Origin of the sequence: Streptomyces sp. NPDC059785, from assembly GCF_042732375.1 — a bacterium.
Classification (GTDB): Bacteria; Actinomycetota; Actinomycetes; order Streptomycetales; family Streptomycetaceae; genus Streptomyces.
The window spans coordinates 22,351-34,230 of the sequence record NZ_JBHWHV010000084.1; the positions used below are offsets into that span (position 1 = coordinate 22,351).

The 11,880-nt window shown below is 73.0% G+C and carries 13 protein-coding genes; 9 read left to right on the plus strand and 4 right to left on the minus strand.

Features of this window, described 5'->3' with window-relative positions; genetic code table 11:
- Window positions 1-244: 244 nt before the first annotated feature.
- The 4 genes from ybaK to ACFV6E_RS39025 all read right to left on the minus strand — a co-directional run bounded on the left by ybaK (window position 245) and on the right by ACFV6E_RS39025 (window position 4,336).
- Window positions 245-745: a Cys-tRNA(Pro) deacylase gene (ybaK, locus tag ACFV6E_RS39010; RefSeq protein ID WP_385468292.1), complete on the minus strand. Its 501-nt coding sequence runs from the start codon at window positions 743-745 to the stop codon at window positions 245-247.
- 41 nt (window positions 746-786) lie between these two features.
- Window positions 787-1,527, minus strand: coding sequence for an LON peptidase substrate-binding domain-containing protein (locus ACFV6E_RS39015; RefSeq protein ID WP_385160139.1), 741 nt, complete (start codon window positions 1,525-1,527; stop codon window positions 787-789).
- An 11-nt stretch (window positions 1,528-1,538) separates the two neighbouring features.
- Window positions 1,539-2,579, minus strand: coding sequence for a hypothetical protein (locus ACFV6E_RS39020; RefSeq protein ID WP_385160137.1), 1,041 nt, complete (start codon window positions 2,577-2,579; stop codon window positions 1,539-1,541).
- A 182-nt stretch (window positions 2,580-2,761) separates the two neighbouring features.
- On the minus strand, window positions 2,762-4,336 hold the full coding sequence (locus tag ACFV6E_RS39025; protein ID WP_385160135.1) for an oxidoreductase: 1,575 nt from the start codon (window positions 4,334-4,336) through the stop codon (window positions 2,762-2,764).
- 208 nt (window positions 4,337-4,544) lie between these two features.
- On the opposite strand from ACFV6E_RS39025, the gene hisD reads away from it, so the two are divergent.
- From hisD to ACFV6E_RS39070, 9 genes are all read left to right on the plus strand, one after another.
- Window positions 4,545-5,867, plus strand: coding sequence for a histidinol dehydrogenase (gene hisD / locus ACFV6E_RS39030; RefSeq protein WP_385160133.1), 1,323 nt, complete (start codon window positions 4,545-4,547; stop codon window positions 5,865-5,867).
- A complete protein-coding gene (locus tag ACFV6E_RS39035; RefSeq protein WP_385160131.1) occupies window positions 5,864-7,000 on the plus strand; it encodes a histidinol-phosphate transaminase in 1,137 nt (378 codons plus the stop codon). The genes hisD and ACFV6E_RS39035 overlap by 4 nt, the downstream gene beginning before the upstream one ends.
- Window positions 6,997-7,590, plus strand: coding sequence for an imidazoleglycerol-phosphate dehydratase HisB (gene hisB / locus ACFV6E_RS39040; RefSeq protein WP_010987556.1), 594 nt, complete (start codon window positions 6,997-6,999; stop codon window positions 7,588-7,590). Before ACFV6E_RS39035 ends, hisB begins: the two co-directional genes overlap by 4 nt.
- An 88-nt stretch (window positions 7,591-7,678) precedes the next feature.
- Entirely contained in the window at window positions 7,679-7,843 is a 165-nt protein-coding gene (locus tag ACFV6E_RS39045) for a hypothetical protein (RefSeq protein WP_385160128.1), read from the plus strand.
- Window positions 7,834-8,481, plus strand: coding sequence for an imidazole glycerol phosphate synthase subunit HisH (gene hisH, locus ACFV6E_RS39050; RefSeq protein WP_385160126.1), 648 nt, complete (start codon window positions 7,834-7,836; stop codon window positions 8,479-8,481). Before ACFV6E_RS39045 ends, hisH begins: the two co-directional genes overlap by 10 nt.
- Entirely contained in the window at window positions 8,481-9,209 is a 729-nt protein-coding gene (priA, locus tag ACFV6E_RS39055) for a bifunctional 1-(5-phosphoribosyl)-5-((5-phosphoribosylamino)methylideneamino)imidazole-4-carboxamide isomerase/phosphoribosylanthranilate isomerase PriA (protein WP_385468295.1), read from the plus strand. The genes hisH and priA overlap by 1 nt, the downstream gene beginning before the upstream one ends.
- Window positions 9,206-9,613, plus strand: a complete 408-nt coding sequence (locus ACFV6E_RS39060) for a RidA family protein (protein ID WP_385160122.1) — start codon at window positions 9,206-9,208, stop codon at window positions 9,611-9,613. Before priA ends, ACFV6E_RS39060 begins: the two co-directional genes overlap by 4 nt.
- Window positions 9,610-10,365: an imidazole glycerol phosphate synthase subunit HisF gene (gene hisF, locus ACFV6E_RS39065; RefSeq protein WP_385160120.1), complete on the plus strand. Its 756-nt coding sequence runs from the start codon at window positions 9,610-9,612 to the stop codon at window positions 10,363-10,365. Before ACFV6E_RS39060 ends, hisF begins: the two co-directional genes overlap by 4 nt.
- A 460-nt stretch (window positions 10,366-10,825) precedes the next feature.
- Complete coding sequence (locus tag ACFV6E_RS39070) at window positions 10,826-11,701, plus strand: alpha/beta hydrolase family protein (RefSeq protein WP_385468298.1); 876 nt, start codon at window positions 10,826-10,828, stop codon at window positions 11,699-11,701.
- Window positions 11,702-11,880 lie beyond the last annotated feature (179 nt).

Genomic DNA, 11,880 nt, shown 5'->3' on the forward strand with positions numbered 1-11,880 from the left:
GCGGCCGGTCCGGTCCCTGCGGGGCCGCAGGCGGGCCTGCGGCCGTGGCGTGCGGCTCTTCTGCCCGAGGGCGCCGAGGACCGAGCCGATCCGCCGGAGCGGTGACCGGCCCGGTCTCTCCGGAGGGTTCAGGCGGGCCTGCGGCCGTGGTTCGCGCGGCCCTTTCTGGCGCGCCACTTGCGTTTGCGTGTTTTCTTCGACATGCCCCTCGTACTTAACCGAGGACGGCGCGCGCGTCGAGAGGTCACGCACGGGCGACGGGGGCCGACACGGCTTCCGTGAGCCGCGCCAGATCGCCGGGGGACAGCTCCACCTCCAGGCCGCGGCGGCCCGCCGAGACACAGATCGTGGCGTGCCGCCCGGCGGAGGAGTCGAGGACGGTGGACAGCTTCTTGCGCTGGCCCAGGGGGGAGATGCCGCCGCGCACGTACCCGGTGGTGCGTTCGGCCGCCGCCGGGTCCGCCATCGCCGCGCGCTTGCCGCCGACCGCCGTGGCCAGGGCCTTCAGATCGAGCGAGTTCGCCACCGGCACCACGGCCACCACCAGGGCGCCGTCCACGTCCGCCACCAGGGTCTTGAAGACCCGGTCCGGGGACACGCCCATCGCCTCGGTGGCCTCCTCCCCGTACGACGGGTGCGCGGGGTCGTGCTCGTAGGCGTGCACCGTGTACGCGACGCCCGCGGCGGTCAGCGCCACCGTCGCCGGGGTACCGCCGGACTGCTGCTTCTTGGACTTCTTCGCCATCGTCTTCCCAGGTGTCGCGACCGTGCCGGGCGTCGCGGGTGTCAGTTCAGGCTGGTCGGGCCGCGGGTCAGTTCGGCCGCCGGCAGGGACGGCAGATTACGGATGATCGCCGTCTCCCTGCGCAGCATCTTCAGCTCCTCGCGCAGGCGCGAGGCGGTGTCCGGGGCTTGCAGCAGCCGCTGCTTCGCCGGGATGTCGTGCATGACGGCGGCGGCGACCAGGTACGAGACGACGGACGGCTCGTCCGGCAGCTCCGCCCCCGTGGACAGCGAGCGCTCCCGGGCACCGGCCAGCCGCTTCTGGTACTGCCTGAAGGCCCGCAGGACGCCCTCGGCGAGCGCCCCCGCCTCGTCCCCCGGGTCCTCCGGAAGCTCCTCCAGCTCGGCGGTGAGATAGGCGCCCGAGGCGTCCACGGACCGCAGCCGCACCCGGGTCGTCCCGGTGGCCAGCACCTCGAAGCTGCCGTCGGGCCGCTCCCGGATCGTCGCCGCGTCCGCGACGCAGCCCACCTCGTGGAAGGCGGCGGCCGGGTCCTCGCCGAAACCGGCCGACGGACCGCGTTCCAGGACGGCCGTCCGGTCCGGCATGCCCGGCGCGCTGGGCGCCACCTCGTGGCCGTCGCGGATGGCGACGACGGCGAACCTGCGCGGTTCGTCCTCGGGGGTCTTCAGCAGGTCGCGCATCAGGGCGCGATAACGCTCCTCGAAGACGTTCAGGGGCAGTACGAGCCCCGGGAACAGAACCGAGTTCAGCGGGAAGAGCGGCAGCCGGACGGTGGTCACGACCGGCAAGCCTAATGGGCGCCGGGACCGGGGTGCCCGCCCCGGTCCTCTCGCGGCCGGCGGGGCCCCGCGGCCCGGCCCAGTGGCAGCCCCGCCGCCACCTCGAGGCGGACCCCGTCGCGCAGCTGGAGGAACTGGCCGAGCGGGTCGTCCGAGATCCGGTCCCAGGGGAACGAGGTGGCGTACGGGCCGGTCCTGCGCAGCTCGGCGAGGGCGTCCTGCCAGCGCTCCAGCCGGACCAGGACGTACACGAGCAGATTGCGGACCTCCGCGGGCCACGGGGTGGCGACGGGGTGGGCGGCGGAGACCTCGACCGCCAGATCGGCCGCCGCGTCGAGCCGCTCGCGCAGCACCGCGGGCCCGCCGCCCTCGGTGAGGTACGCGAAGGCGGCCCGGACCGGCAGCGCCTGCACCAGTGAGCCGGGCAGGGCGTCCTGCGCCGCCCGCTCGGCGAAGTCGAAGCACTCGCGGTGCGACCCGTACCAGGCGGCGGACAGGTATTGGAGCGCCGCCACGTGGCAGCCGTAGTGGTGCGGGGAGCGGCGGACGGCCTCGGCCCACAGCTGCTCGAACTCGGTGTGCCCCGCGTTCGTGCCACGGGCCTGGTCGAGCGCGATCCGCCACGGCACGGGGTCCCGCGGGTCGCCCTCGGCGGCGGCGGTGATCAGCGGGCCGACCTGGCGCAGCAGCTCCGCGCGGGCGGGCGACTCCCAGCCCCGGCGGACCGCCAGCTCCGCCCTGACCAGCAGCATGTCCGGGTCGTGCGGCGCCGCCTCCTGCCAGCGCAGCAGCCACTCGTCGCGGGAGCGGGCGAAGGCGGCCAGGCGGATCGCGTACCGGTCGCGGTTCTCCCACTCGGCGGCCTCCCGGCTGAGCGCGAGCACCTTGGCCACCGGGCCGTACTCGCCGCGGGAGGCCGCGACCAGCGCGGGCGCGAGCTGCTCGTCCGGCGCGTCGAGCAGCACCTCGTCGTCGGCGGGCAGTCCGACCGCGAGGTACGAGGTGTTCCCGGCCATCCGGACCGCCCGGACGAACGCGCGTAGCACTGACATGGTGAAGACCATTGAAAGCGGCGGGCAGGGGGACGGCCAGAGGGGCGGCCGTGACGCTTTTGTGAACGTTGCCGGGTTGTACGGAGCACGGTCAAAGAGTGGTGAAAGGTGCCTGTCGGGGCGTTGTGCGGGTCCTGTTCGGGCGCTGACGGCCCCCTGTCCCGCGGCTGTGCCGCGGGCTCTCAGTTCCTGCGCAGCAGCCGCGTCGTCCCCGCCGCCACCGTCGTCGCCAGGGTCCAGCCCAGCAGGATCACGATCGCGGCCAGCCACTGCCAGCCGCCGCGCAGCCGCCAGTGGCTGACCTGGCCGAGGTCGATGACGGGCAGCAGCAGGTCCAGGGCGAACAGCGCGGGGTTCCACGCCGTACGGTCGTCGCGGCTGATGGGCGGATGGTCGGAGTGCGAGAAGGCCAGTGTCGCCGCCGCCCACAGCACCGCCATCCAGATCGCCGCCCGGCCCGGCCGGTACCCGTAGGCCACCGCGAAGTCCTGCACGTACCCCCAGAGCTGGCCGGCCAGGGGCAGGGTCTCGCGGCGGCGGCGCTGTTTGGCGAGCAGCACCTCGCGGGCGTCCTCGTCCTCGCCGCAGTTGCGCAGCACGGTCGCCAGCCGCTCGTACGGCTCCGGGTTGTACTCGGCGGTCGCGGCGGCCACCCACTGAAGGCGCCGGGCCAGCGGGAAGGCGCCGCGCGGCACCAGGGCCTCGTAGGTGAAGCCGCCCATGTGCAGGGCGCCGGGGCCCGGCCAGGCCGCCGCCTTGTCGACCAGGTTCACGATCCGCGCGCCCGACAGGACGACCTTGCCGCGCTCCGGCTGCTCGCCGAGGAAGCGCAGCTCGGGCGTCTGCACCCGGCGCAGCGACAGCTCCTGGTCGTCCTCGAAGACGAAGCGGGCCTGGTCGAGGTCGACCGCGTCCCCGAACCGCCCGTCGTCCAGCCGCACCCCGCCCTGGCAGACGAACCTCTGGAGCCGGGTCCCGTGCGCCGGCGTGGTCCCGATGATCAGCGGGTTCCCGACGCCCGCCGGGGTCAGATAGAGCGTGCGCTCGACGGTGAGCTGCGGGGCGTTGAGCGCGAGCCGCCCGTAGGGGTTGGCCAGCCGGCTGCCGCGCAGGCTGAGCGAGACGCCGACCTTGGCGCTGCGCAGGCTCAGCTCGCCGTACGACTCCAGCATCTCGGCCTGGAGGTCGCCGCCGACGGTCATCCCGTCCGCGGTGACCGAGCGCATCCGCCGGTCGCGGTGGACCACGGCCTGGTTGAGCAGCAGGTCGGTGCCGATCTGCGCGTCGCTGAGCCGCACCCCGCGGGCGAAGCGGCAGCGCGGCAGGTGCAGGTCGCCCTCGGTGTGCAGCCGGGCCGCCTCCAGGCGCGGCACCGAGCAGTCCACGAGCCGCACGGTGGAGCACCTGGCCTCCGGCAGCAGGACCTCCTTCTCGAACCGGCAGCCCTTCATCTCCAGGTACGGGCCGATGGTGCCGCCCGACAGGTCCAGGGTGTCGGTGATCAGGATGCCGGTCAGCTTCAGCGAGGAGACCCGGCCGTCGAGGGCGGGCGGGCCGTCGAGCAGCAGCCAGGCCACGATCCGGGCCCGTACGCTGCGCTCCGGGCCCCACGGGTGGACGCCGTGCGGATCGTCCGCGACGCCGTCCCCGCTGCGCAGGTCGTAGACGGTGCCGTTGCGGAAGGCCAGCCACATGCCGGCCTCGGCGGCGGTCAGCCCGTCGGGCAGGTCGCCGCTGCGGGCGGCACCCTCACTCACTTCGCTTCCCTTCCTCCCCAGCTACTCGGTGGTTCGCACAACCGTTCTGCCCGTTCCGGGACCGCCGGAACTCCGGCCGGGCCAGGGGATCGCACCGCCGCCCCCCTGACCTCCCATTCCGGCCATGGTCGGGCCGCCCGCCCGTGGTGTGTATCAGCCACTGATACGGCCGTCCGGCGCCCGATCGCCGTCTGAGAGAATTGAGCATGTGATCTCCCGAATCGACCTGCGCGGCGCCGCCCTCCCCGAGGGCGCCGCCCTGCGCGACCTGCTGCCCCGAGCCGACTTCGACGTGTCCGCCGCCCTGGAGAAGGTGCGGCCGATCTGCGAGGACGTGCATCATCGCGGGGACGCGGCGCTGATCGAGTACGCGGAGAGGTTCGACGGCGTCCGCCTGGAGACCGTACGGGTTCCGGCCGGGGCGCTCACCGAGGCACTGGAAGGGCTCGACCCCGAGGTGCGCGCGGCCCTGGAGGAGTCGATCCGCCGGGCCCGGCTGGTCCACCGCGCGCAGCGCCGCACCGCGCACACCACCCAGGTCGTGCCCGGCGGCACGGTCACCGAGAAGTGGGTGCCCGTCGAGCGCGTCGGGCTGTACGCGCCGGGCGGCCGCTCGGTCTACCCGTCGTCCGTGATCATGAACGTGGTCCCGGCGCAGGAGGCCGGCGTCCCGTCGATCGCCCTCGCCTCACCGGCACAGCAGGAGTCCGGCGGCCTGCCGCACCCGACGATCCTCGCGGCCTGCGCGCTGCTCGGCGTCGACGAGGTGTACGCGGCCGGCGGCGCGACCGCCGTCGCGATGTTCGCGTACGGCACCGAGTCCTGCCCGCCCGCCAACATGGTCACCGGGCCCGGCAACATCTGGGTCGCCGCGGCCAAGCGCTACTTCGCCGGGAAGATCGGCATCGACGCCGAGGCCGGGCCGACCGAGATCGCCGTCCTCGCGGATGACAGCGCCGACCCGGTGCACGTCGCCTCCGACCTGATCAGCCAGGCCGAGCACGACCCGCTCGCCGCCGCCGTCCTCGTCACCGACTCGGCGGCCCTGGCCGACGCGGTCGAGCGGGAACTGACCACGCAGGTCGCCGCCACCAAGCACGTGGACGACCGGATCGCCCCCGCCCTCAAGGGCGAGCAGTCCGCGATCGTGCTGGTCGACGGCGTGGCCGAGGGCCTGAAAGTGGTCGACGCGTACGGCGCCGAGCACCTGGAGATCCAGACCGCCGACGCGGCCGCCGTGGCCGAGCGGGTCACCAACGCGGGCGCGGTCTTCGTCGGCCCCTGGGCGCCGGTCTCGCTCGGCGACTACTGCGCCGGGTCCAACCACGTGCTGCCCACCGGCGGCTGCGCCTGCCACTCCTCGGGCCTGAGCGTCCAGTCGTTCCTGCGCGGCATCCACATCGTGGACTACTCGCGGGACGCGCTCGCCGACGTCGCCCACCACGTGGTGACGCTCGCCGAGGCGGAGGACCTGCCCGCGCACGGTGCCGCGATCAAGGCCCGCTTCGGATGGAAGGTGCCGGGCCAGTGACGGACACGACCTCCGCGATCCCCGGCACGTTCGGGATCGACGACCTGCCGGTCCGCGACGAGCTGCGCGGCAAGTCCCCCTACGGGGCGCCCCAGCTCGACGTCCCCGTCCGGCTGAACACCAACGAGAACCCCTACCCGTTGCCCGAGGCGCTGGTCGAGCGGATCGCCGAGCGGGTCCGCGAGGCCGCCCGCGACCTCAACCGCTACCCCGACCGGGACGCGGTCGAGCTGCGCACCGCCCTGGCCGCCTACCTCACGAAGACCGGCGGCCACCCGGTCGCCCTGGCGAACGTCTGGGCCGCCAACGGCTCCAACGAAATCATCCAGCAACTGCTCCAGACGTTCGGCGGACCCGGGCGCACGGCGATCGGCTTCGAGCCCTCGTACTCGATGCACGCGCTGATCGCCCGGGGCACCGGCACCGGCTGGATCTCCGGGCCGCGCGAGGACGACTTCACCATCGACCTCGCCGCCGCCGAGGCGGCCGTCGCCGAGAACCGGCCGGACGTCGTCTTCCTCACCACACCGAACAACCCCACGGGCAACGCGCTGCCGCCGCGGACGGTCCGCGCGCTGTACGACGCGGCGCAGGCGGCGAAGCCGTCGATGGTGGTGGTCGACGAGGCGTATGTCGAGTTCAGCCACGGCGAGTCCCTGCTGCCCCTGCTCGAAGGTCGGCCGAATCTCGTCGTCTCCCGGACGATGTCCAAGGCGTTCGGCGCGGCCGGGCTCCGCCTCGGCTACCTCGCCGCGCACCCGGCGGTGGTCGACGCCGTCCAGCTCGTCCGGCTGCCGTACCACCTGTCGGCCGTCACCCAGGCGACCGCGCTCGCCGCCCTGGAGCACACCGACACCCTGCTCGGCTACGTCGAGCAGCTGAAGTCCGAGCGGGACCGGCTCGTCACCGAACTGCGCGGACTGGGTTACGAGGTGACCGAGTCCGACGCGAACTTCGTCCAGTTCGGGCGGTTCGACGACACGCAAGACGCCTGGCGGCGGATCCTGGACCGGGGCGTCCTGGTCCGCGACAACGGAGTGCCCGGATGGCTGCGGGTCAGCGCCGGCACCCCGGAAGAGAACGACGCGTTCCTCGATGCGGTACGCGAACTCAAGAAGGAGCAGAACGCATGAGCCGCGTGGGCCGTGTTGAACGCACCACCAAGGAGACCTCGGTCCTCGTCGAGATCGACCTCGACGGATCGGGCAAGGTCGACGTGTCGACGGGCGTCGGCTTCTACGACCACATGCTCGACCAGCTCGGCCGGCACGGTCTGTTCGACCTGACCGTGAAGACCGAGGGCGACCTGCACATCGACTCGCACCACACCATCGAGGACACCGCCCTCGCGCTCGGCGCCGCCTTCAAGCAGGCGCTCGGCGACAAGGTCGGCATCTACCGCTTCGGCAACTGCACGGTCCCGCTGGACGAGTCCCTCGCCCAGGTCACCGTCGACCTCTCGGGCCGCCCGTACCTGGTGCACACCGAGCCCGAGAACATGGCGCCGATGATCGGCGAGTACGACACCACGATGACCCGGCACATCCTGGAGTCCTTCGTCGCCCAGGCGCAGATCGCGCTGCACGTGCACGTGCCCTACGGGCGCAACGCGCACCACATCGTGGAGTGCCAGTTCAAGGCGCTGGCCCGGGCCCTGCGGTACGCCTCCGAGCGCGACCCGCGCGCGGCGGGCATCCTCCCTTCCACGAAGGGCGCATTGTGAGCGACGCACGCGCGGCCGCCGGGCCGCAGACGACGACGATGGCCGCACCTCTGCGCCGCGCGGGCGGAGAAGCGAACGGGGGGATGCTGTGACCGGGCTCTCCACGATCCTGATCGTCGTCGGGCTGTTCCTGCTCGGCGGGATCTACTCGTTCGTCAAGCAGGACATGCCCAGGAGCCTCATCGTGCTGCTCTCCATCGGCGCCGCGATGTGCCTGGCCGCGGGCGTCCTGAGGCTGGAGGTGTGGAATTGAGCACCCCCAAGAAGGTCGTCGTTCTCGACTACGGCTTCGGCAACGTCCGCTCCGCCGAGCGGGCCCTCGCGCGCGCGGGAGCCGACGTCGAGATCACCCGTGACTACGACAGGGCCATGAACGCCGACGGCCTGCTGGTCCCCGGCGTCGGCGCCTTCGCCGCCTGCATGCGCGGCCTGAAGGAGGCGCGCGGCGACTGGATCGTGGGCCGCAGGCTGGCCGGCGGGCGCCCCGTCATGGGCATCTGCGTCGGCATGCAGATCCTCTTCGCGCGCGGCATCGAGCACGGCGTGGAGACCGAGGGCCTGGACGAGTGGCCCGGCACGGTCGAACCGCTCCAGGCCGAGGTCGTCCCGCACATGGGCTGGAACACCGTGGACGTCCCGGACGGCTCGCAGCTGTTCGCGGGCACCGGCCCCGACGAGCGCTACTACTTCGTCCACTCCTACGGAGTGGCGGACTGGACCCTGGAGGTCGCCAACCCGGCGATGCGCGCACCCCTGGTCACGTGGTCCACGCACGGCAAGCCCTTCGTGGCAGCCGTGGAGAACGGCGCCCTGTGGGCCACCCAGTTCCACCCCGAGAAGTCCGGCGACGCCGGAGCGCAGCTGCTGAACAACTGGATCGGAACCCTGTGATGGCTTCGAAGCTCGAACTCCTCCCCGCCGTCGACGTCCGCGACGGCCAGGCCGTCCGCCTGGTGCACGGCGAGTCCGGTACGGAGACCTCGTACGGCTCCCCGCTCGAAGCCGCTCTCGCCTGGCAGAGCGCGGGCGCCGAGTGGCTGCACCTGGTCGACCTGGACGCCGCGTTCGGCACCGGCGACAACCGCGCGCTGATCGCCGAGGTCACCGGCGCGATGGACATCAAGGTGGAGCTGTCCGGCGGCATCCGCGACGACGACACCCTCGCCGCCGCCCTCGCCACCGGCTGCACCCGCGTCAACCTCGGCACCGCCGCCCTGGAGACCCCCGAGTGGGTCGCCAAGGTCATCGCCGAGCGCGGCGACAAGATCGCGGTCGGCCTCGACGTACGCGGCACCACGCTGCGCGGCCGCGGCTGGACCCGCGACGGCGGCGACCTCTACGAGACGCTGGAGCGCCTGAACAAGGAGGGCTGCGCCCGCTACGTCGTCACCGACATCGCCAAGGACGGCACCCTCCAGGGCCCCAACCTGGAGCTGCTGGAGAACGTCTGCGCGGCCACCGACCGCCCGGTGGTGGCCTCCGGCGGCGTCTCCTCCCTGGACGACCTGCGCGCCATCGCCGGTCTCGTCCCGCGGGGCGTCGAGGGCTCCATCGTCGGCAAGGCGCTGTACGCCAAGGCGTTCACCCTCGAAGAGGCCCTGAAGGCGGTGGCGTCGTGACCGGCGTACGACGCGTCGCCACGGGCGCGCCCTGGGAGGAGACCTTCGGCTACTCCCGCGCGGTCGAGCTGCCGAACGGACTGGTACTGGTCTCCGGCTGCACCTCCGTCAAGGACGGCGTGATCGTCGACGGCGACCCCTACGAGCAGGCCGTCAACGCCTTCGGCGTGGCCTTCGAGGCGCTGAAGCAGCTGGGCCTGGGCCGCGAGGACGTCGTCCGTACGCGGATGTACCTCACCCACGCCCGGGACGTGGAGGAGGTCGGCCGGGCCCACAAGGAGCTGTTCGACTCCGTCCGGCCCGCCGCGTCCCTGCTCATCGTCTCCGGCTTCGTCGACCCCAGCCTGGTGGTCGAGGTCGAGGTGGAGGCGTACCGGCAGCCCGGGGCGGTGACGCCGGCATGAGCCTCGCGGTCCGGGTGATCCCCTGCCTCGACGTGGACAACGGCCGGGTCGTCAAGGGCGTCAACTTCAAGAACCTGCGCGACGCGGGCGACCCCGTCGAGATGGCCAAGATCTACGACGCCGAGGGCGCCGACGAGCTGACGTTCCTGGACATCACGGCGTCCTCCGGCAACCGCGAGACCACCTACGACGTGGTGCGCCGCACCGCCGAGCAGGTGTTCATCCCGCTGACGGTCGGCGGCGGCGTCCGTACGGCCGGGGACGTCGACAAGCTGCTGCGGGCCGGTGCGGACAAGGTCGGCGTGAACACCGCCGCCATCGCCAGGCCCGAGCTGATCCGGGAGATCGCGGAGCGGTTCGGCCGCCAGGTGCTGGTCCTCTCGGTGGACGCCCGCCGCACGGCGGACGGCTCCTTCGAGGTCACCACCCACGGCGGACGCCAGGGCACCGGCATCGACGCGGTCGAGTGGGCGCACCGGGCCGCCGAACTCGGCGCGGGCGAGATCCTGCTCAACTCGATGGACGCCGACGGCACCAAGGACGGCTACGACCTGGAGATGATCGAGGCCGTACGCAAGCACGTGAGCGTGCCGCTGATCGCCAGCGGCGGCGCGGGCCGGCCGGCCGACTTCCCGCCGGCCGTCGACGCGGGCGCCGACGCGGTCCTCGCCGCCTCCGTCTTCCACTTCGGCGATCTGCGCATCGGCGAGGTGAAGGAGACGCTGCGGGGGGCGGGGCGCGCTGTGCGCTGAGCGCGTACCGGCCCGTTCTCCGGCTGCGCGGCGTGTGACCGTGGATGACCGAACGGCCCGTTCAGGGCGGCCCCGGCTGCCCGAACGGGCCGTTCCGTGTGTGCGGCGGGCGCGGCGGGTGCGCCCGTACGAGGTGCGGTCACCCATGTCACGTCTGTGACCTGTGCGTTCCCGTGCTTCTCAAGGGGCGGCAGAAGGCCGGTGATTCTGCCGATGCGCGATACGGGGTGGGGCAACACAGTTGCTCCCGCACTCAACCACGACGGACCCCGCCGCGCCGGAGCGTGCCCGACAGAGTGCCCCACGCCAAGGGCGGCACGCGCACCACGCGGCGGGGGTCCGTCGACCCCCCACACCCCGAGAGGACACACCCGCCGTGGAGCACACGAGCAGCGCACCTCCCGTCACGACCGCCGCCGCTCCGGCCGCCCGCAGAACGGGCCGGCGCACCGGCCTGCTGATGCGGACCGGCCTCGCCGCCCTGCTGGCCGCGGGCGGTCTCGTCGCCGGCCAGACCGGCGCCCAGGCCGTCGGCACGCAGGCAGCCGCCGACAACCCGTACGAGCGCGGGCCGGCCCCCACCCAGTCGAGCATCGAGGCGGCCACCGGACCGTACGCCGTCTCCCGGACGACCGTCTCGTCCGCGTCCGTCAGCACCTTCGGCGGCGGCACGGTCTACTACCCGACCTCGACCAGCGACGGCACCTTCGGCGCCGTCGCCATCGCGCCCGGGTTCACCGCCTCCCAGTCGTCCGTCGCCTGGCTCGGACCGCGGCTCGCCTCCCAGGGCTTCGTGGTCTTCACCATCGACACGCTCTCCACGCTCGACCAGCCCGCCGCCCGCGGCACCCAACTGCTGGCCGCACTCGACTACCTGACCCAGACCAGCTCCGTCCGCACCCGGATCGACAGCACCCGGCTCGGTGTCATGGGCCACTCCATGGGCGGCGGCGGCACGCTGGAGGCGGCGAAGAGCCGTCCCTCGCTCCAGGCGGCGATCCCGCTGACCGGCTGGAACACGGACAAGACGTGGCCGGAGATCCAGACGCCGACCCTGATCGTCGGGGCGGACGGGGACACCGTGGCGCCGGTGGCCTCGCACTCGGAGCCCTTCTACACGAGCCTGCCCGCCTCCCTCGACAAGGCGTACCTGGAGCTGAACAACGCCACCCACTCCACGCCGAACAGCTCCAACACCACGATCGCGAAGTACAGCATTTCCTGGCTGAAGCGGTTCATCGACAACGACACCCGCTACGAGCAGTTCCTGTGCCCGCTGCCGAGTCCCTCGACCACGATCGAGGAGTACCGGGGCAACTGCCCGCACACCTCGTGACCGGCTGACCGGCGCGGGGCACGGTCCGAGGGGGGACCCGTGCCCGCGCCGGTGTCCGGTCCCGAGCGCCGGTTTCGGCCCTTCGCCCCCACCCCCGCACCCGCGTGCCCCGAAGGGTGGCGGTGGGGCGGCGGCCCGGTTTGGATTGTGGCGCCGCCGCCCCCGGGCGGTTGTACCGT